Origin of the sequence: Bradyrhizobium sp. 62B (assembly GCF_030272265.2) — a bacterium.
In the GTDB taxonomy this organism is placed as follows: Bacteria; Pseudomonadota; Alphaproteobacteria; order Rhizobiales; family Xanthobacteraceae; genus Bradyrhizobium.
On sequence record NZ_CP092841.2, the window covers coordinates 3998224 to 4015302 of the forward strand.

Genomic DNA, 17079 nt, shown 5'->3' on the forward strand with positions numbered 1-17079 from the left:
CAGGGCCTAATAAGGCGGCGCTTTCCTGGCCCGCTGCGCCTTGGCCGCCTCGATCCACCACGTCAGATCGTCGGCAAAGCGCGGGAATGAGCGCTCCAACGCCTTGCCACCCTCGCCGATTGGCTCCCCCTCGGCCGACAAGGTCTGCGCGATCGGGCCGACGCCGATGGTGCTCGACACCACCACCATGCCCATCTCCGACAGCGTGCCGTGCCAAGCGGTCGCCGCGCGCGCTCCGGACAGGCGGCCGGCCGAATAGCTCACGATCGCGGCCGGACGCCAGAACCACTCTTCGAGGAAGTGGTCGGTGAGATTCTTCAGGCCGGGCTGGATGCCCCAATTGTACTCACCGGTGACGAACACGAAGCCGTCGGCGCCGAGGATCTGTCCGGCCAGCTTTTCCAGCGCCTCGGGCGCCGTGCCGTCAGGGTATTCCTTGTACATGCGGTCGAGCATCGGCAGGCCGACCGCCTTGGCGTCGATGAATTCGACGTCCTCGCCGCGGCCACGCAGACGATTGATGACGAAATTCGCAAGGCGAATGCCCATGCGGTCGGAACGATAGGAACCGTAGAGGACGAGAATGCGATTGCTCATGGTTGGACGGTAGCACGAAACCGGCGGCCGCCCAACGCGATCTGTCAAACTATCGCCGGCGCCCGTGCTCCAACGTTTGCGACGGTGTCTCGCCAAACTGGTCGCGGTAACTTCGGGAGAAATCGCTGAGATGCCAGAAGCCGAAGGCGAGCGCCACGGCCTTGACGCTGTCGGCGCCGGCGAGCAGGCGCTGGCGCACCAGCCACAACCGGCGCAGCCGCAGGTAACGGTGCAGGCTCATGCCGCGATAGCGGCGGACGACGTCGTGCATGGTGCGGACGGACAATCCGAGCTTGTGCGCCATCTCCTCGCTGTAGATCGGTTGGGAGAGATCACCGGACAGGAGCGCGCGGATATCCTGGAATATCCTGAAATTCCGCTCGTCGTTGGGACGCTGGGTCCAGCGGGCCGAAACGACGTCTTCCAGCGCATGGTCGACCGCCCCGAGCAGGGATTCTTTCATTGCTCTTGCCTTGAGCGGAATGTCCGACGCCTCGACCGGCTCTGAAGCCGCGGTCAGCACCTCGCGCACCATGCCGCGCAACCGGTTCAGGCCAGCTGCGCTGGTCTCGAAAATCTTGAAGCTCTTGGCTGCTCGTGGCCAGCCACGATCCGTCACCTCCGGCCTGAAAATCACCGAGGCGATTTGCCGCTGCACTTCCTCGATGATGGTGTAGGCCGCGCCGCCACCGCCAATGACAACGGCCGGACGGGCACGCTGCGAGCCATTGAAGCGTATGGGCTCATCAAGATCATCCATGGTGAACCCGACCGCAGTGCAATTCTCGACGAGCTGCGCATCGACCGCGCGGGGAAATGCCGTCGTCAAATTCACGTCGCAGCCTGGCAGCGAGAGAATGATCTGCTCGGCCGAAATCCTCCGTACGAACGGCGTGAATTCGAAGTTCAGGCCTCGGATGGAATTCCGAAATTCATCGACGTCTGAAAAACGAAATATCTTGGGTGCCAACCTGGGCACGTCATCAATACTGTTCATGGTAACAGGAAATGCTGCGCCACCGACACGGGGTCCGGCAGTGCCGGGTCCATTCCCGCTTCGGTTTTTGCGTCGGACCGAGAAAATCAATCTCAACGTGTCTTGGCAAGTTGGCGACGGCAAGGCCAAAAGAACAACGCGGGACTTCATATCTCGCCGAATTTCGATAGCGTTTTTAGAGATTCGGCGATTTAGCCCGTATCGGGATACTCCTCGCTTAAAATGCCATTAACGCGCTTAAGGCGCAATGAAGCTCGTTAGATCGTCAAGTCATTTTCAAATTCAGGCTCCTGCCATGACGGCAAATTCGCCTGCCGATATTTTGGGTGAGTTGGAGGATGCGGTCGCAACCTGCCCGCTGGACCGTTGCGGTCGCATCCTCGACGGCATTGTGCAACTGCTCACCGGCAGCGGTGACCGGTCTCAGGAATTGCTCGCCGACGTGGTCGATGGCGTCCTGCTGCGATTGGCGGAGCGGGTCGAGGCCAGCGCATTGGTTCGACTCGGTGTGGCGCTCGCCGAACTCAATGTGGCTCCGCCGAAGACGTTGCGGCACCTCGCCGCGCACGACGATCCCGACGTGGCCTGCCCCGTTCTGCTCAAGTCACAGGCGCTGTCCACGTCCGATCTCGATACCATCGCGATTTCGAGCAGCGAACGGCAACAACTCGCGATCGCAGCCCGGGAGCGCATCGAGCCGGCGTTGGCCGAGACGCTCATCAGGCGCGGAGGCCGTGCCGTTCACCTTGCGCTGATTCACAATATAGGGACACGGTTCTCCGATACCGCCCATGATGCGCTTGTCGAGAAGTGCACGAGGGATGAAGAGCTAACCAAGGCCCTGGCCCTCAGGCCCGGCACGCCCGACCCCGTCTTGCGAAAGTTGCTGTCGCCCACAACGAAGCCCGGCGCTCGCGCAGAGCCAATGACTCCCTCCGTCTCGCCTGCTCAAGCGGCGATGCCGATTGTGCCCAAGCTGCCTGGACCGGCCGCTTATGCAAGCGCGCGGCCAGAGATCGTCGCGCTCAATCGCATCGGCAAGCTCAACGATTCCACCGTGAACCGCTTCGCGATCCGCGGCGAGACTGCCAATTTGGTGACGGCCTTGTCGGTGCTTTCGGGCGCTCCCATCGAGATTGTCGAACACGTCATGACCGACGGCGATTGCGAAGGCCTGGTCATGGCCTGCCGGGCTTCGCGGCTGAACTGGCAGACCACGCTTGCCATCCTGAGCAACCGGAGCGGGACCAGGCTATCCTTTGCTGAGCGCGAGCGCGCGCAGCATGTTTTCGAGACACTGCTCCTGTCGACCAGTCAGTGGACGGTCCGATGGGGGGAAATCGCCGCGGGTGCCCAGGGGAACGGTCGCGGAAGACACGGCGCGAGAGTGGGGGGCAACCGATGAAGTTCGATGGCCGCAAGGCATCTCGCGTGAAGATGGACCACCGCCAGCCCGTCAACCTGATGGGCTCGGACGGCACATGGCGGCGCAGCTGCGTTCTGCTCGACGTGTCGCAGACAGGCGCGAAGGTCGAGGTCGAGGGCACGCTGGACGTGCTCCAGGCCAAGGAATTTTTCCTGGTGTTGTCCTCGACCGGACTCGCCTATCGGCGCTGCGAGTTGGTCTGGATCGACGGCACCACCGCCGGCGTTCACTTCGTCACAGCAGATGGCAAGAAGAAGTCCGAGAGCGCACCGCCGGCAAAGACGAAAACCGCCGCAGGATGATTTAGCCGATCGTTCATACGACAATCAGAGACATCGCAGGTCACGCCGTGCAGAACGCGCGAACCATCCTCAGCTCCGCCGACCCGGGCGGTATGCGAGAAAAGGAAAGGGCCCGCACCTTCGTGCATGTGCTGGCCGACACTTCCGACAAGCTGACCGGCCTCTGCTCGATCCTGGAGGAGCGGTTCGCCGTCGCGGGCGAGCGGCTGGACGCCCAAGCCAAGCTGTCGCAGGTGCCCTCCGCCGTCGTCATCCGCGCCGACCTCCGCGACGTCGGCAATATTGCCGCGATCAAGAAACGCGCTGGCAAGCTCGCCAAGGCAAAGAAGCGGATATTTCTCCTCGAGCACAGCTCTCACGTCGGCATCTCGCAAGCCTACGCGCTCGGGGCGACGCTCGTCCTGCCCGGCACGATCAATCGTCCCAGACTGCTGGCGGCCCTGTCCGATCCGGCGGACCTGTCTTCTGTCTCATCGAGCGAGACCGCACAGTCGGACAACGCGGTCGAGACCGCGGCCACCGCGATCGCCTCGATGTTCACAGCCGTCACCCTCGGTCAGTCCCTAGACGTCGACGGCACCAAGGAGGCCGGCCGCCAGATTGCCGATCGCATCACCGAACGGGGCCTTTCGGAATGGCTCACGACGGTGCGGCGCCACCACGAGGGAACCTACCAGCACTGCCTGCTCGTGACCGGCGTCGCCATCGACTTCGGCTTGAGCCTCGGCGTCGGAAGAGCCGATCTGGAGCGCCTCTACTCCGCGGCCATGTTCCACGACATCGGCAAGGCGCAGATCCCGCCCGCCATTCTCGACAAGCCGGGCCGCCTCGACGACGAGGAACGCGCCCTGATCAAGACCCATCCGACCGCGGGCTACGAGTTTCTGCGGGGACACGACGGGATTTCCCCGGAAATTCTCGATGCCGTTCGCCATCATCACGAATATCTCGACGGCAGCGGCTATCCCGATGCGCTCTGCGCCGAGAGTATCGGCGATATCGTGAGGATTCTCACGATCTCCGACATCTTCGCAGCTCTGATCGAGCACCGGCACTACAAGCCGACCATGCCTCGTGCGGAAGCCTACGACATCCTGCGCGGGATGAGCGGAAAACTGGAGAAAGCCCTGGTGAACTCGTTCAAGCCGGTCGCGCTCACGCGTTGAGACGCCGGGCCCTGGCAATCGCGGCGCAGCAAATCCGCCTAGTGCGTGGCGCGATAACTGGCGCGGCGCGGGATGGACCGGCAGGCCAGCCCGTCGGCCAGCAGCTTCATGTCCTCATGCCGGCCGCTGCGAATCAGCCGGCCGAACTCTTCGGGAGTGAAAGGAAGACTTGGATCTTCATCGATCGGGCGCCGCAGTCGCGGGCCGAAGAACCGCCGAACCAGGCTAGCCAGCCGCCGCATGTCAATTCCCTCGCGCCAGCAACAAACCTCTCACGAGGCTTATTGTTCCTGCTAGCGCGGCGAGATTGCAAGAGCCAACTGAATGGTCGGCACCGAAATTTGCGCCCGAGCGGACTCTGCGTCCTAGCCGATCCGCTTCAACGTCTCGATGTCGTCCATCGCGCTCGTCAATGCCCCGTTGCGGTCGCGCACGAAGCTTTCGAGATCCGACAGCACCGTGTTGATCATCTGAAGATTCTTGAACATGTCCTCGATCTGGGTCACGATGCTGTTGTAGCCGTCCTGGGTCTGGATCAGCTGGCCCCGGGTTTCATTGATGTTGGCTCCAAGCGACTCGATCGAGCTTTCCATGCCTTCGATCGAGGCATGGGTGCGCGTGAGGCTGCTCTTGGTGTCATTGGCGAGCTTCTTCACTTCGGTTGCAACCACCGAGAAGCCCCGTCCCGCCTCGCCGGCGCGCGCCGATTCAATGGTCGCGTTGAGCGCGAGCAGGTTGGTCTGGCCCGCGATGGTGTCGATGATCTTCAAGATATCGCGCAATCCGTTCATGGCCTGAGTGAGGCCGGCAAACTCCTGCGACAGCGCCGTGGTGTCGGTCGCCTTCGCCGCCGATTGCGCGCTCGCCATGATGACCGAACGGATATCCTCCACGATCGCGTTGATCGACGCCGTCTGCTGCAGCGCGCCCTCCACCTTGCCGCTCAGCGTGGCACTGGCGCTCAGATACTCCGTCAGACGCTGGACGATGCCGTCCTTGATGCGGTTCAGCAGCACCATGCGGTTCAGATGGGTGCGCGTGAAATACTCGACGAAATGCGCATAGTGGATCGGGAACAGGTCGATGAACGGATCGCTCAGCGACTTCTTCGTGACGTCGAAGAACACGATCGCCGTCAGCGTCTGGTTGATGTTGATTCCGAACAGCTCGCCGAAAGTCGAAAATCCCGCAACCGGCATCGGCCACATTCCGCTCATGTTGCGGAGCTGGCTCTCGTTGTTGAGACGACGCAGGATGCAGTCGTTGAGAATCGCGCCGATCGCCGGCGGCTTGTCGCGCAGAAAGGCTTCGAGGTCGCGCCGCGTCTGGTCGACGAAATCGGTCGCCTCCAGGAGTTCGAGCCTGTCGCCCGAATTGACGTCGCAGAAGAAGGAGATGACGCCAGTCTCCGCATCGATGCCGGCGACCGAGCGCACGAACAGGTCACCGCCGACCTCGATGCCGAAGGAGTGCTTCGTCATCATCGACATCACGTTCGCCGGTGTCGTGTTCAGTGCCTTCGCCACCGCAGACGCGAACGGCTTGATCTCGCTCCCCTCCAGGACGCCCGAGGCAGTGCGCCGGTCCGGATCGGCCCCCATGACGACGAAGGACTTGCCGGTCTTCTTGAAGTTTTGGGTCTTGAAGATGCTGTAGGCCCGGCCCGGCGCCAGCTTCATGAAGGCGACGAGAGCATGGTTCTCGAGGATCTGCCTGCCGTCATAGAGATAGGTGTTCTTGAAGTCGAGCTTGCCGCCGGCGGAGCCCCCGACGAAGGCGCACGGAAACTTGCCGCTCCTGTACACCGCCTCCATGAAATAGTTCTCCGACGCGGAGACGCCGTCGACCAGCGCGAAGGCGATGGTGTCGCGTACGTCGATCACGAAGGGCGTGCGGATCGTTCCGAGTTCTCGGGCGATCGCATCGATCCGCGCGTCATGCGCCTTGGACGGTGCTCCCTTGCGGATGTCCTCGTTGTGGAGGCCAACGCTGTGGATGCTGATCGACTGAAAGAGGTCAGCGGGGAAGACCTGCACGACGACCGAGGACCAACTCGCCCCCGTCGCCTTGTAGAGCGATTGGCTTGCCGAGCACAATTCGCCGGCGGTCGAGATCGCGATCACCGGCGTCGAGCCCGCGAGCCTCTGCAACAACGACACCACGCGGGCGAAGTCGCAATGCGGCGAGATGAACGCGATGGCGAGCGACGCGCGCGCACCGGCGACGACGAAGTCGCTCTCGGAAATATTTTGCAGACGGTCGTCACTCTCCAGCACCCGGATCGCGCAAGGCTCGGGGGAAGCCGGCGTCTCATGGTGAGGGTCCGGAACGATCGACGGCGCGGCTTGCTTATGACTTGCCTGGGAAAAGAACGAGAGCATGGCAATATCCTTGTTCGACGCGAGCAGCGTCTCGAAGGAATCAATTACGGATTCGAAATTGCCATTCGGTTATGAGGCGCGCCGCACGGCTGCGTTTGTGCAACGGATTTCCACCGTAGGACTACGGCACGACGCGGTATTGCGGGCTCATGATACCGATCGCGCCAGCACATTTAATCTGAATCAAATTCGCGGGCTGCAGATAATCAACGCGATGCCGAAGCACGATTCTAAGGCCGGCTTCGATTGATGCGCGCGTGTTTGCGCATCAATCGGCGAAGCCGACGAAGCGCACGAAGTCGTCGTTCGCCTCGCGATCCGAGCGCACCGCGTTCGCGGCAAAGCCGTCATCCGGATAGCCCATCGCAACGCATGTCATGATGACCTCGTCCTCCGGAATCTCCGCGACCTCGCGCACAATATCGGAACGCATGATGCCCTGCCCGTTGATGACGGAGCCGAGACCGCGGTCCCACGCTGCGAGCACGATGCCGTAGCAGAGCGCGCCGAGGTCGAAATGGCAGACCGCGCCGGGATCGAGCACGCGGTCGTAGGTCAGGACCAGCGAGACCGGCGCGTCGAACTGCCGGAAGCCGCGCAGCACCCAGTCCTGCCGCATCGGCTTGTCGTCGCGCGCGATGCCCATCGCGCCGAACAGCTTCTTGGCGATGTCGACCTGCCGCGTGCGATGCACGCCCTGGTACTCGCCGTGACTGATGATGTCGCGCTTGACCTTGGCCCCGCCGACCATCTCCTCCATGTTGCGGCGGCGGACCTCTTCGAGCGGGCCGCCTGTGAGCACGTGCACATGCCAGGGCTGGGTGTTCATCGACGACGGCGCGCGCTTGGCACTCTCGATGATCGCCTCGATCACCGCGCGCGGTACCGGCTTGTTCTTGAAGCCGCGCACGCTGCGGCGCGACTGGACCAGCGTTTCGAATTCCACCTCGAAGAACCTCCCTGCCCATTCATCCGCCGGCCCGACATGAGGCCGGTTGCCGATGCGGCGCGCGAAATCTATGCTAACCCGCAAGCAAGACCAAGAACCCTGCAAGAAACTTGGAGGACTCGAAAATGGCTGCGCCGCTCGACCCCGTCATCGCCCAGATCATTCCGCTCATGCCGATGCGCGACCTCGCTGTCATGACGCCACAGAGCGCCCGCGATTCCTTGCGCGCACTGGCTGCCTCCCGCGCCGCCATCCCGCCCCCGCCCGTCGATCACGTCGAGGATATCAAGGTGAAGGGCGGCGCCGGCCCGCTTCCTGCGCGTGTCTACCGGGTCGGCACCACGCCCGCTCCGACCGTGGTGTTCTTCCACGGCGGCGGCTGGGTTGCGGGCGACATCGAGACTCACGACCGGCAGGCCCGCAACATCGCAATCGAGACCGGCGCCGTCGTTGTCTCCGTCGACTATCGGCGCCCGCCGGAAACGCGCTTTCCCGGCGCCTTCGAGGACGCCTTCGCCGCCGTGAGCGATGTGTTTGACCGCGTCGCGGAATTTGGCGGCGATGCGAACCGCGTCGGCGTTGCCGGCGACAGTGCCGGCGGCAATCTCGCGGCAACCACCGCAATCGCCTGCCGCGATGCCGGCCTCAAGCTCGCCGCGCAATTGCTGGTCTACCCTGTCACCGACGTCCTCGGCGGCTACGCCGACGCGCGCGAGAACGCGCGCTATCCCTCGCGCGCTGAAAATGCCGACGGTTACTTCCTGACGCGTGCCACGATGGAATGGTTTTGCGGCCATTATCTCGCCGATCCCGGCCATGCTTCGGACTGGCGCGTCTCGCCGCTGCGTGCGGCATCCCTCGCCGGTGTCGCACCGGCGGTCGTCACCACCGCCTGGTTCGATCCCCTGCGCGACGAGGGCGCGGCCTATGCGCAGGCGCTGGAAGCCGCCGGCGTGCGGGTCAAGCACCATGAGGGTCCCGGCCTGATCCACGGCTATTTCGGCATGGGCGATGCCTCGGACGTCGCGCGCGCCGAGGCGCAGCGCGCCCGGGCCGACTTCAAGGCGCTGCTGATGCGAGGCGCATAGCTTGCTACGAAGTCGGTAGCCCGTAGCCCGGATGAAGCGCAGCGTAATCCGGGGTCAGACCAACCGCATCGCTCGATCGCTCACGTGGCCACCAATCCCGGATTGCACTGCGCTCCATCCGGGCTACAGGACTCACTCAACGCTGCACGCCAGTGTGGCCCCACGTCTCGTCCCAATCCTGACCGGCGGCGTCCACGACGCGGCCGTCGGCTTCGAAGAACTTGTTCGGCACCTGGAAGATCGCGAGGATAAGCGCGCCCTCCGGACACCAGGCGGCGTGCCGGCTCCCCGCCTCGCGCCAGATGAATTCACCGGCCTTGCAGGCGATGCCCTGAGCAGGCCCCTCCTTGTCGACGAGCGCGCCCTCGATCACCCAGCTCTGCTCGATGCCGACATGCTCGTGGTCCGGCAGCACCGCCCCCGGCGCAAACCGCATCAAGGCGGTCATCAGGCCGGTGCGCCGGTCGAACAGCAGCGTCTTGGCCTCGCACCCCGGAAAGCGGGTTCTCTGCCAGTCCATGTCTTGCGGCCGAACCAGGTGAGAATGCTGATCGGCGGCGTCCTGGTGTTTCGGGATCATTGCGTCCATCACGATGCTCCGTCCGGCTCGGCTGGCCAAGCCTAGCAGGATCGCCCACCGCCGTCAGCGAGCAGTGCAGCAGGCCGGCCAACGCGCGCCAAAAATCGCGGGCTGACCGGACGACAGGGCGTCATCCAGCTTGATTGCGCCACGATTCCCGGCTCCAATCTCTCCGCCATTTCTGGTTTAGGGAGACACCCATGATGAAACGGATTTTCCTCGCTGCGATCGTTGCCACCTTTGCAGCCGGCTCGGCCCTCGCGGACGACACCTGCGAGAGCAAGGCCGTCGGCAAGGACGGCAAGGCGCTCGCCGGCGCCGCCAAGACCTCGTTCCTGAAGAAGTGCAAGCAGGAGGCCTGCACACCCAAGGCCGTCAGCGCCGACGGCAAGCCGCTCGCCGGCGCCGCCAAGAACAGCTTCATGAAAAAGTGCGAGGTCAGCGCGTAAGAGCTGTGGCACTCCGGTGCCCCGGACGCAGCGCAGCGCTACCCTGGCGATGCGAAGCATCGTCCAGTAGCGATGCGCTGCAGAGCCGGGGCCCATGCCGCCGCGAGTATCGCCCGAGAGATGGGTCCCGGCTCAGCGGAGCGGCACTGCGCGGCGCACCGCGTCCGGGACACGAGCCTGGCGATTAGCTCGCTGCTTCACTCCCGCCTGAACTGATAATCGAACGCCCCCTCCCGCGGCCTGATCCACCCCGCCGTCGGCGCCGGAAAATGCACCGGCAGGATCAGCGTGTCGGTATCCGCGACGGACGCAAAGAACTTTCGCCGCGACGCCGCCGACTGCTCGGATCCCAGTCGGGCCGCGCCGACCAGTCCGGCTCGCGGCACTGGATCTGGTGATGCATGAGGTCGCCCGCGACCACCGCGCGCTGGCCCTTCGAAAAGATGTTCACGCAGCAATGGCAAGGCGAATGGCCCGGCGTCGGCGTCAGCGTGACGGTATCGTCGAGCGCGTAGTCGTCGTCGACCAAGAGCGCCTGTCCGGCCTCGACGATCGGCAGGCAATTATCGCGAAACACGGTCCCGGGCGGATTGTTGCCCTTGGCGTGCTCGGCCTCCCATGCCGCATACTCGCCCTTGTGGAAGACGTATTTCGCATTCGGAAACGTCGGCACCCAGCGACCATCGCGCAGGGTCGTATTCCAGCCGGTGGTCGATATGCAGATGCGTGCAGAACACGTAGTCGATCTCTTCGAAAGAGATGCCGAGCGCGAACAATTCGTTGCGCCAGCGCGCCTTGCCGGGGAAATCGAACGGCGGCGGATGGCCCTTGTCCTCGCCGGTGCAGGTATCCACGAGGATCGTGTAATGCGGCGTACGCACGACAAAAGTCTGGTAGGTGATCACCATCATGCCGCGCGCGGCGTCGAACACCTCCGGCTCCATCGTCGGCAGGTGGCGCCTGAACACGCCTTCGTCATAGGCCGGGAAGAAATCCTGCGGCCGCCGCCACGGCCCCTCCCGCTAGATCACCGCATCGATGGTGATGTCGCCGATCCGGATCTGCTTCATGGCGCTCGCTCCCTGTGGCGAAAACGTAGCGAACGGAATCGGAGCATTCAAGACGCTGGGCGCTGGGGCCTCCCATGCGCGGCGCCGCAAATCGACCTCAAACACCGGAGATGTTGATCGCGGAATGAGGAAGGCGTGGTGGGCAGGACATTGAAGGTGACCGCGGCCATCGTGATGGCCGTCGCGGCTGGCATCTACATCAACAACACCAATCTGCTCGCGCAGCATCGGGGCGGCAAGCCCCTACTGCTCGCCCATCGCGGCATGGCGCAACGTTTCGATGAGCGCGATGTGAAGAATGACACCTGCACCGCCACGCGGATGCTGCCGCCGACGCACGATTATCTGGAGAATACGCTACGTTCGATGAGCGCCAGCTTCGAGGCCGGTGCCGACGTGGTCGAGCTCGACGTGCATCCGACCACCGACGGCGAGTTCGCCGTATTCCACGACTGGACGCTCGAATGCCGCACCGACGGCCAGGGCGTTACGCGCGAGCAGAGCATGGCGAAGCTGAAAATGCTCGACATCGGCTACGGCTACACCGCCGACGGCGGCAAGACCTTTCCGTTTCGCGGCAAGGCGATCGGGATGATGCCGACGCTGTCCGAGGTGTTTGCTGCCTTCCCCGACAAGAGGCTCCTCATCAATGTGAAGAGCCGCGACTCTGGCGAAGGCGAGAAACTCGCCGCGGCGCTGAACGCACTGCCCGCAGAGCGACGGCGGACCATCATGGTCTATGGCGGTGACGAGCCGATCGACACGATCCGTCGCCTGGCTCCTGATGTTCGCACCATTTCGCGCGCGACCATACGGAGCTGCGTGCTTCGTTATTTCGGCTATGGCTGGACCGGCCTGGTGCCGGCCGCCTGCCGAAGCGCGCTGGTGCTAGTGCCCATCAATGTCGCACCCTGGCTATGGGGCTGGCCCGATCGCTTCCTCAATCGAATGACCGATGCCAATAGCGGGGTCTTCGTGCTCGGCCCCTACAGCGGCGGCGAATTCTCCACCGGCATCGATACGCCCGAATTGTTCGCCCGGCTCCCGCAAGGCTATTCCGGCAGCATCTGGACCAACGAGATCGAGACCATCGCCAGGATCGCCGGCAAGAGCAAAGACTAGCTCCGCAACCCCGGCGCCTCCTGCCCGGTGCGCGCGACGTATTCCGTGTAGCCGCCGCCGAACTGGTGGATGCCCTCCGGCGTCAGCTCCAGCACGCGGTTCGACAGCGTCGCCAGGAAGTGGCGGTCATGCGAGACGAACAGCATGGTGCCCTCGAAATCCGACAGCGCATTGATCAGCATTTCCTTGGTGGCGAGGTCGAGATGGTTGGTCGGCTCGTCCAGCACCAGGAAGTTCGGCGGATCGAACAGCATCTTGGCCATCACGAGGCGCGCCTTCTCCCCGCCCGAGAGCACGCGGCAGCGCTTCTCGACGTCGTCGCCGGAGAAGCCGAAGCAGCCGGCGAGCGCGCGCAATGAGCCCTGCCCCGCGGTCGGAAACTGGTCTTCCAGCGACTGGAACACGGTGCGCTCGCCGTCGAGCAGGTCCATCGCATGCTGGGCGAAATAGCCCATCTTGACGCTGCCGCCGACCGATACCGTTCCCTCGTCCGGCTCGCTCGCGCCGGCAATGAGCTTGAGCAGCGTCGACTTGCCGGCGCCGTTGACGCCCATCACGCACCAGCGCTCCCTGCGGCGGATCATGAAATCGAGTCCGTCGTAGATCCGCTTGCTGCCATAGCCCTTGTGAACGTTCTTCAGGGCGACGACGTCTTCGCCCGAGCGCGGGGCCGGCGGAAAATCGAACGCGATGCTCTGGCGGCGCCGCGGGGGCTCGACCCGCTCGATCTTGTCGAGCTTCTTCACCCGGCTCTGCACCTGCGCGGCGTGCGAGGCGCGCGCCTTGAAGCGCTCGATGAACTTGATCTCCTTGGCGAGCATGGCCTGCTGGCGCTCGAACTGCGCCTGCTGCTGCTTCTCGTTCTGCGCGCGCTGCTGCTCATAGAACTCGTAGTCGCCGGTATAGGTCGTCAGCGAGCCGGAATCGATCTCGATCACTTTCGAGATCACGCGGTTGATGAACTCGCGGTCGTGCGAGGTCATCAGCAGCGTGCCTTCGAAATCATGCAGGAATTTTTCCAGCCAGATCAGGCTTTCGAGATCGAGATGGTTGCTCGGCTCGTCGAGCAGCATGACGTCGGGACGCATCAGCAGGATGCGCGCCAGCGCCACGCGCATCTTCCAGCCGCCCGAGAGCTTGCCGACGTCGCCGTCCATCATCTCCTGGCTGAAGCCGAGGCCCGACAGCGCCTCGCGCGCGCGGCCGTCGAGCGCGTAGCCGTCGAGCTCCTCGAACGCGTGCTGCACCTCGCCATAGCGCGCGATGATCTCGTCCATCTGATCGGCCTTGTCGGGATCGGCCATCGCGGCCTCGAGCTCGCGCAGCTCGGCCGCGACCTCGCTGACGGGACCGGCGCCATTCATCACCTCGGCCACGGCGCTGCGCCCGGACATCTCGCCGACATCCTGGCTGAAATAGCCGATGGTGATGCCGCGATCGGTGGAGACCTGCCCCTCGTCGGGCAGTTCCTCACCGGCGATCATCCGGAACAGGGTGGTTTTTCCAGCGCCGTTCGGGCCGACGAGGCCGATCTTCTCGCCCTTGTTGAGGGCGGCCGAGGCTTCGATGAACAGGATCTGGTGGCCGGCTTGCTTGCTGACGTTGTCGAGGCGGATCATGGGGTCTTTTTGGGGGATTTTTGCGTTGCAGCGTCATAGGCCATGCCGGCGCTGAGGGGAAGCCCGGCGGGGTACGGATTTCTCACCGCCAGACATGCCGGCCCCCTGCAATTGGCTCCCTCCGGTCTGATCCGTTGGCTGCGGCTCGCTGCTCGCGCCGCGCCCGAAGCGCCTCCTAGGGCATAGCGTCCACTCGGTCGAGCACGTTCGGCGCAGAGAGAGGATGGCTGTCAGCCGAAATCGGCGATGCGGACATCGAGCGTAAACACGGTTTGATAGACTTCCGGCTCGCTTGCCCCGCCGAGGACATCCGGGATCGTCGTGCGGGCCCGCTGCAGGGCGATTTGCAACGAGGTCAAGTCGAGCGCCTCGATCAACAGCAGGCCTGAGAAGAAACCCTCAGTCTTGCGCATGCCCTTTTCGGTCGTCGGCACCGATGTCCGGGCCTCGTCGGTTGCACCGATCTGTACGGCGGCGACCCCGTCGCATGCGACGAGCGCTTCGGCCAGTTCTTGCGGGCTCGAGGGCAGCTTCTCGATCCGCAGAGCCGCGATCGTGGCCCCCTCCCCGCGCCCGGCCCGCGCCACCATGGTGCCCCCGCCTCGCATGAAGTTACCGAGCTTTGGCATGATGCGCCGAGACCACGGCGTCGGGGCGTTGAGGCGCGCGAGATAGGCCTCCCCATCGAGGACCTCGGGTGCCTCAAGCTCATACAGGATGAAGAAGCGGTTGATATCGTCGCGTGCTGCGCGGAAGACCCGTGACGCCAGAAAGCCTCTGGTCGTGACGCGTTCGGTGGTATGCTCGCGGGTCAGCCAGTGCCGGTAATCAGTCAGATCCTGCGCCTCGACGTCGCTCCAAATCGCAAGAAAACCTGCTCCGCGCATTCCACTCTCCTCAAGCCTTGCCGGCAGCTGCAAGCCCGCGCAGCGCCGACGGAATCGTTTGGGGCAATTGTCCGAGCCGCTGAACAGCCGCGAGGATCGCGACGAGATAGCCGTGCGGACCCAAGCCGCAAATGACCGCCGTGCAAGCGCTGGAGGTGATGGAGTGACGATGAAGCTCATCTCGCGCGTGGATATTCGATATGTGCAGCTCGATCTTCACGCCTTCGAAGATCTTGAGCGCATCGATCAGCGCGATCGACGTGAACGAATAGGCCGCCGGGTTGATGATGATCGCGTCCGCCTTGCCATGGGCTGACTGGATCAGGTTGACGAGCTCGCCCTCCATGTTGGACTGATGGAAAGAGATGGAGACGCCGAGTTGGGCGGCCAGCATCTGGCAGCTGTCCTCGATCTCCTTCAGCGTCGTCCGGCCGTAGATGTGCGGCTCCCTGATGCCGAGAAAGTTGAGGTTGGGTCCGTTGAGGATCATGATTTTGGCGGCCATCTTCGCTCCTCGTATCCTTTGCCGACGCGGCGACTAACCGCCGAACCATTTAGCCGGAATCGTCACCAGTCCTGGGAAGAGTACCATCGCGAAAAGAACGATCAGCTGCGCGATCATGAAGGGCCAAACGCCCTTGACGATGTCCTCCATGCTGATCCTGGAGACGCCGCAGACGACGTTGAGCACGATGCCGACCGGGGGCGTGATCAGGCCGATGGAATTATTGATGATGAACAGCACGCCGAAATAGACCGGATCGATATGTGCCGCCTTGACGATCGGCATCAGGATCGGCGTCAGGATCAGGATTGTCGGCGTCATGTCGAGCGCCGTTCCAACGATCACGACAACGACCATGATCGCGAGCATCAGGATCGTATTGTTTCCCATGAATGGTTTCAGGAGATCGACGACCTGGCCGGAGATCTCGGACACCGTGATCAGCCAGGACGAGACCAGCGCCGCGGCGACGAGAAACATGACAACGCTGGTCGTCACCGCGGACGAGACCAGAACGGCGTAGACTTCGGACCATTTCAACTCGCGGTAAACGCAAGTCGCCACGAACAGCGAATAGACGGCGACGACGACGCCGGCCTCGGTCGGCGTGAAGATGCCAAAGCGCAGGCCCACGATGATGATCCCTGGCAGCATCAGCGCCCAGAAGCCGTCGATCACTGCAAATAAAACGGTGCGCAGCGTAGCGCGCGGCGGCGGTTTCAGATCTTCCTTGTGCACCACCCAGTACCAGGCAACGCAGAGGCCTAACCCCAGCAGCAGGCCGGGAACGATGCCGGCAAGAAACAGCTTCGAGATCGACACATTGGCTGCGACGCCGAAGATCACGAAACCGATGCTGGGCGGGATCACCGGGCCGATGACCCCGCCGGCGGCCACCAGGCCGGCCGCATAGGTCTTCTTGTGACCCGCCGCCACCATCATCGGCACCAGCAATGCCGCAAGCGCGGCCGCATCGGCAGCCGCGGATCCCGACAGCGATGACAGGATGCATGCAGCCAGAATCGTGACATAGCCCAGGCCGCCGCGGAAATGCCCGACCGCGACGAGCGCGACATTGACGATGCGCTTGGCCAGGCCTCCCTTGTTCATGATCTCGCCGGCGAGCATGAAGAAGGGAATGGCCATCAGCGGAAAGCTGTCGGCGCCGTTGATGACATTCTGCGCCACGATCTGGGAATCGAACATGTCGATCGTGCTCATCAGGGCGACGCCGCAGATGAGAAGCGCGAAGGCGATCGGCATTCCAAGCGCCATCGCGCCAAGCAGCGAGAACGTGAAGACCGCGATTGTCATGGCGTTATCCGGGTGACGCGAGGGGGCGGCGCGGCGACAGCAGAGGACATCACTGCTCCTCCGATTCCCTGACGGCCACCATCTCCTCCTCGCTCGCCTGCCCGCTGACCACCCGATACAAATCGTAGAGCAGGATGACTGCGGTCGACACGCCGAAGATCACACCGACGGCGTAGAAGATCGCCATTGAAAGGCCGGTGGCTGGCGCGCGGTCTTCCAGGTTGATGACGGTCTGGCGCCAGCTTCCTGACAGCAACAGCCAGTCGGCAAACAGCATCAGGCAGTAGTTGAGGACGAAGCAGATGCGCTTGCCGGAAGCCGGCAGCATCCGTACCAGAGTATCGACCCCGAGATGGGCGTGTTCGCGCATCGCGACGATGGCGCCGAGGAAGGTCAGCCAGACCAGGAGCCAGCGTGACAGCTCCTCGGAACTCGTGATGCCGGAGTTGAAACCGTAACGCAGCACGACATTGCCGAACACAAGCACCACCATGACAGCGAGGCACGCGGCAATGACGGCCTTGAGAAACCTGCAATAGAGATCGAGAGCTCGCGCCATGCGTGACGTCCGGTCAAGTGAGGGCTGAGCCGGCCCATGGCCGGCTCAGCCACCCGCGTGGTTGAGAG

The 17079-nt window shown here is 63.6% G+C and carries 18 protein-coding genes and 1 pseudogene; 7 read left to right on the forward strand and 12 right to left on the reverse strand.

Annotated elements, in window-relative coordinates; genetic code table 11:
• Window positions 1–6: 6 nt before the first annotated feature.
• Window positions 7–597, reverse strand: a complete 591-nt coding sequence (locus ML401_RS18845) for an NADPH-dependent FMN reductase (RefSeq protein WP_285806545.1) — start codon at window positions 595–597, stop codon at window positions 7–9.
• A 49-nt stretch (window positions 598–646) separates the two neighbouring features.
• A complete protein-coding gene (locus tag ML401_RS18850; protein WP_211417277.1) occupies window positions 647–1594 on the reverse strand; it encodes an AraC family transcriptional regulator in 948 nt (315 codons plus the stop codon).
• A 295-nt stretch (window positions 1595–1889) separates the two neighbouring features.
• On the opposite strand from ML401_RS18850, the gene ML401_RS18855 reads away from it, so the two are divergent.
• The 3 genes from ML401_RS18855 to ML401_RS18865 are packed head-to-tail and all read left to right on the forward strand — an operon-like array spanning window position 1890 to window position 4488.
• Window positions 1890–2999, forward strand: a complete 1110-nt coding sequence (locus ML401_RS18855) for a DUF2336 domain-containing protein (RefSeq protein WP_259210882.1) — start codon at window positions 1890–1892, stop codon at window positions 2997–2999.
• Window positions 2996–3322: a PilZ domain-containing protein gene (locus ML401_RS18860; protein WP_194402362.1), complete on the forward strand. Its 327-nt coding sequence runs from the start codon at window positions 2996–2998 to the stop codon at window positions 3320–3322. The genes ML401_RS18855 and ML401_RS18860 overlap by 4 nt, the downstream gene beginning before the upstream one ends.
• A gap of 47 nt (window positions 3323–3369) precedes the next feature.
• Window positions 3370–4488, forward strand: coding sequence for an HD-GYP domain-containing protein (locus ML401_RS18865; RefSeq protein WP_374762318.1), 1119 nt, complete (start codon window positions 3370–3372; stop codon window positions 4486–4488).
• 38 nt (window positions 4489–4526) lie between these two features.
• Here the strand turns inward: ML401_RS18865 and ML401_RS18870 are convergent, their stop codons facing one another.
• Window positions 4527–4730 carry a hypothetical protein gene (locus tag ML401_RS18870; RefSeq protein ID WP_080672188.1) on the reverse strand — a complete coding sequence of 68 codons (204 nt, stop codon included), beginning with the start codon at window positions 4728–4730 and terminating at the stop codon, window positions 4527–4529.
• Window positions 4731–4853: 123 nt separating this feature from the next.
• Window positions 4854–6869 (reverse strand): FIST N-terminal domain-containing protein, encoded by a 2016-nt coding sequence (locus ML401_RS18875; protein ID WP_285806546.1) that lies wholly within the window; start codon window positions 6867–6869, stop codon window positions 4854–4856.
• On the opposite strand from ML401_RS18875, the gene ML401_RS18880 reads away from it, so the two are divergent.
• A complete protein-coding gene (locus tag ML401_RS18880; protein ID WP_285806547.1) occupies window positions 6868–7119 on the forward strand; it encodes a hypothetical protein in 252 nt (83 codons plus the stop codon). The genes ML401_RS18875 and ML401_RS18880 overlap by 2 nt on opposite strands.
• Before the next feature lie 18 nt (window positions 7120–7137).
• Here the strand turns inward: ML401_RS18880 and ML401_RS18885 are convergent, their stop codons facing one another.
• Window positions 7138–7815, reverse strand: coding sequence for a nitroreductase (locus ML401_RS18885; protein ID WP_212066213.1), 678 nt, complete (start codon window positions 7813–7815; stop codon window positions 7138–7140).
• Window positions 7816–7943: 128 nt separating this feature from the next.
• Here ML401_RS18885 and ML401_RS18890 point away from each other — a divergent pair, with 128 nt between their 5' ends.
• A complete protein-coding gene (locus ML401_RS18890) occupies window positions 7944–8906 on the forward strand; it encodes an alpha/beta hydrolase (protein WP_285806548.1) in 963 nt (320 codons plus the stop codon).
• A 136-nt stretch (window positions 8907–9042) separates the two neighbouring features.
• Here ML401_RS18890 and ML401_RS18895 read toward each other — a convergent pair whose 3' ends face one another.
• Entirely contained in the window at window positions 9043–9495 is a 453-nt protein-coding gene (locus ML401_RS18895) for a cupin domain-containing protein (RefSeq protein ID WP_211417284.1), read from the reverse strand.
• A 191-nt stretch (window positions 9496–9686) separates the two neighbouring features.
• Between ML401_RS18895 and ML401_RS18900 the strand changes: the two genes are divergently transcribed.
• Window positions 9687–9935: a hypothetical protein gene (locus ML401_RS18900; RefSeq protein ID WP_063194211.1), complete on the forward strand. Its 249-nt coding sequence runs from the start codon at window positions 9687–9689 to the stop codon at window positions 9933–9935.
• Between the two features lie 197 nt (window positions 9936–10132).
• Here ML401_RS18900 and ML401_RS18905 read toward each other — a convergent pair.
• Window positions 10133–11005, reverse strand: a pseudogene (locus ML401_RS18905) (MBL fold metallo-hydrolase).
• A gap of 138 nt (window positions 11006–11143) precedes the next feature.
• On the opposite strand from ML401_RS18905, the gene ML401_RS18910 reads away from it, so the two are divergent.
• Entirely contained in the window at window positions 11144–12127 is a 984-nt protein-coding gene (locus tag ML401_RS18910; RefSeq protein ID WP_376717283.1) for a glycerophosphodiester phosphodiesterase family protein, read from the forward strand.
• On the opposite strand, the gene ML401_RS18915 is transcribed toward ML401_RS18910, so the two are convergent.
• From ML401_RS18915 to ML401_RS18935, 5 genes are all read right to left on the reverse strand, one after another.
• Entirely contained in the window at window positions 12124–13746 is a 1623-nt protein-coding gene (locus tag ML401_RS18915; protein WP_194402369.1) for an ABC-F family ATP-binding cassette domain-containing protein, read from the reverse strand. The genes ML401_RS18910 and ML401_RS18915 overlap by 4 nt on opposite strands.
• A 230-nt stretch (window positions 13747–13976) precedes the next feature.
• Complete coding sequence (locus ML401_RS18920; protein WP_285806551.1) at window positions 13977–14633, reverse strand: hypothetical protein; 657 nt, start codon at window positions 14631–14633, stop codon at window positions 13977–13979.
• A gap of 10 nt (window positions 14634–14643) precedes the next feature.
• Window positions 14644–15138, reverse strand: a complete 495-nt coding sequence (locus tag ML401_RS18925; protein WP_285806552.1) for a type II 3-dehydroquinate dehydratase — start codon at window positions 15136–15138, stop codon at window positions 14644–14646.
• Window positions 15139–15171: 33 nt separating this feature from the next.
• On the reverse strand, window positions 15172–16452 hold the full coding sequence (locus tag ML401_RS18930; protein ID WP_211417287.1) for a TRAP transporter large permease: 1281 nt from the start codon (window positions 16450–16452) through the stop codon (window positions 15172–15174).
• 49 nt (window positions 16453–16501) lie between these two features.
• Window positions 16502–17011, reverse strand: coding sequence for a TRAP transporter small permease (locus ML401_RS18935; RefSeq protein WP_285806553.1), 510 nt, complete (start codon window positions 17009–17011; stop codon window positions 16502–16504).
• Between the last annotated feature and the right edge of the window lie 68 nt (window positions 17012–17079).

Excerpts from the sequence above, each read along its gene's own strand:
- ML401_RS18920 (WP_285806551.1), bottom strand. The coding sequence starts at position 14,633 with ATGCGCGGAGCAGGTTTTCTTGCGATTTGGAGCGACGTCGAGGCGCAG.
- ML401_RS18860 (WP_194402362.1), top strand. The coding sequence starts at position 2,996 with ATGAAGTTCGATGGCCGCAAGGCATCTCGCGTGAAGATGGACCACCGC.
- ML401_RS18855 (WP_259210882.1), top strand. The coding sequence starts at position 1,890 with ATGACGGCAAATTCGCCTGCCGATATTTTGGGTGAGTTGGAGGATGCG.
- ML401_RS18880 (WP_285806547.1), top strand. The coding sequence starts at position 6,868 with ATGGCAATATCCTTGTTCGACGCGAGCAGCGTCTCGAAGGAATCAATT.
- ML401_RS18850 (WP_211417277.1), bottom strand. The coding sequence starts at position 1,594 with ATGAACAGTATTGATGACGTGCCCAGGTTGGCACCCAAGATATTTCGT.
- ML401_RS18895 (WP_211417284.1), bottom strand. The coding sequence starts at position 9,495 with ATGGACGCAATGATCCCGAAACACCAGGACGCCGCCGATCAGCATTCT.
- ML401_RS18870 (WP_080672188.1), bottom strand. The coding sequence starts at position 4,730 with ATGCGGCGGCTGGCTAGCCTGGTTCGGCGGTTCTTCGGCCCGCGACTG.
- ML401_RS18845 (WP_285806545.1), bottom strand. The coding sequence starts at position 597 with ATGAGCAATCGCATTCTCGTCCTCTACGGTTCCTATCGTTCCGACCGC.
- ML401_RS18935 (WP_285806553.1), bottom strand. The coding sequence starts at position 17,011 with ATGGCGCGAGCTCTCGATCTCTATTGCAGGTTTCTCAAGGCCGTCATT.
- ML401_RS18900 (WP_063194211.1), top strand. The coding sequence starts at position 9,687 with ATGATGAAACGGATTTTCCTCGCTGCGATCGTTGCCACCTTTGCAGCC.
- ML401_RS18875 (WP_285806546.1), bottom strand. The coding sequence starts at position 6,869 with ATGCTCTCGTTCTTTTCCCAGGCAAGTCATAAGCAAGCCGCGCCGTCG.
- ML401_RS18925 (WP_285806552.1), bottom strand. The coding sequence starts at position 15,138 with ATGGCCGCCAAAATCATGATCCTCAACGGACCCAACCTCAACTTTCTC.
- ML401_RS18915 (WP_194402369.1), bottom strand. The coding sequence starts at position 13,746 with ATGATCCGCCTCGACAACGTCAGCAAGCAAGCCGGCCACCAGATCCTG.
- ML401_RS18930 (WP_211417287.1), bottom strand. The coding sequence starts at position 16,452 with ATGACAATCGCGGTCTTCACGTTCTCGCTGCTTGGCGCGATGGCGCTT.
- ML401_RS18890 (WP_285806548.1), top strand. The coding sequence starts at position 7,944 with ATGGCTGCGCCGCTCGACCCCGTCATCGCCCAGATCATTCCGCTCATG.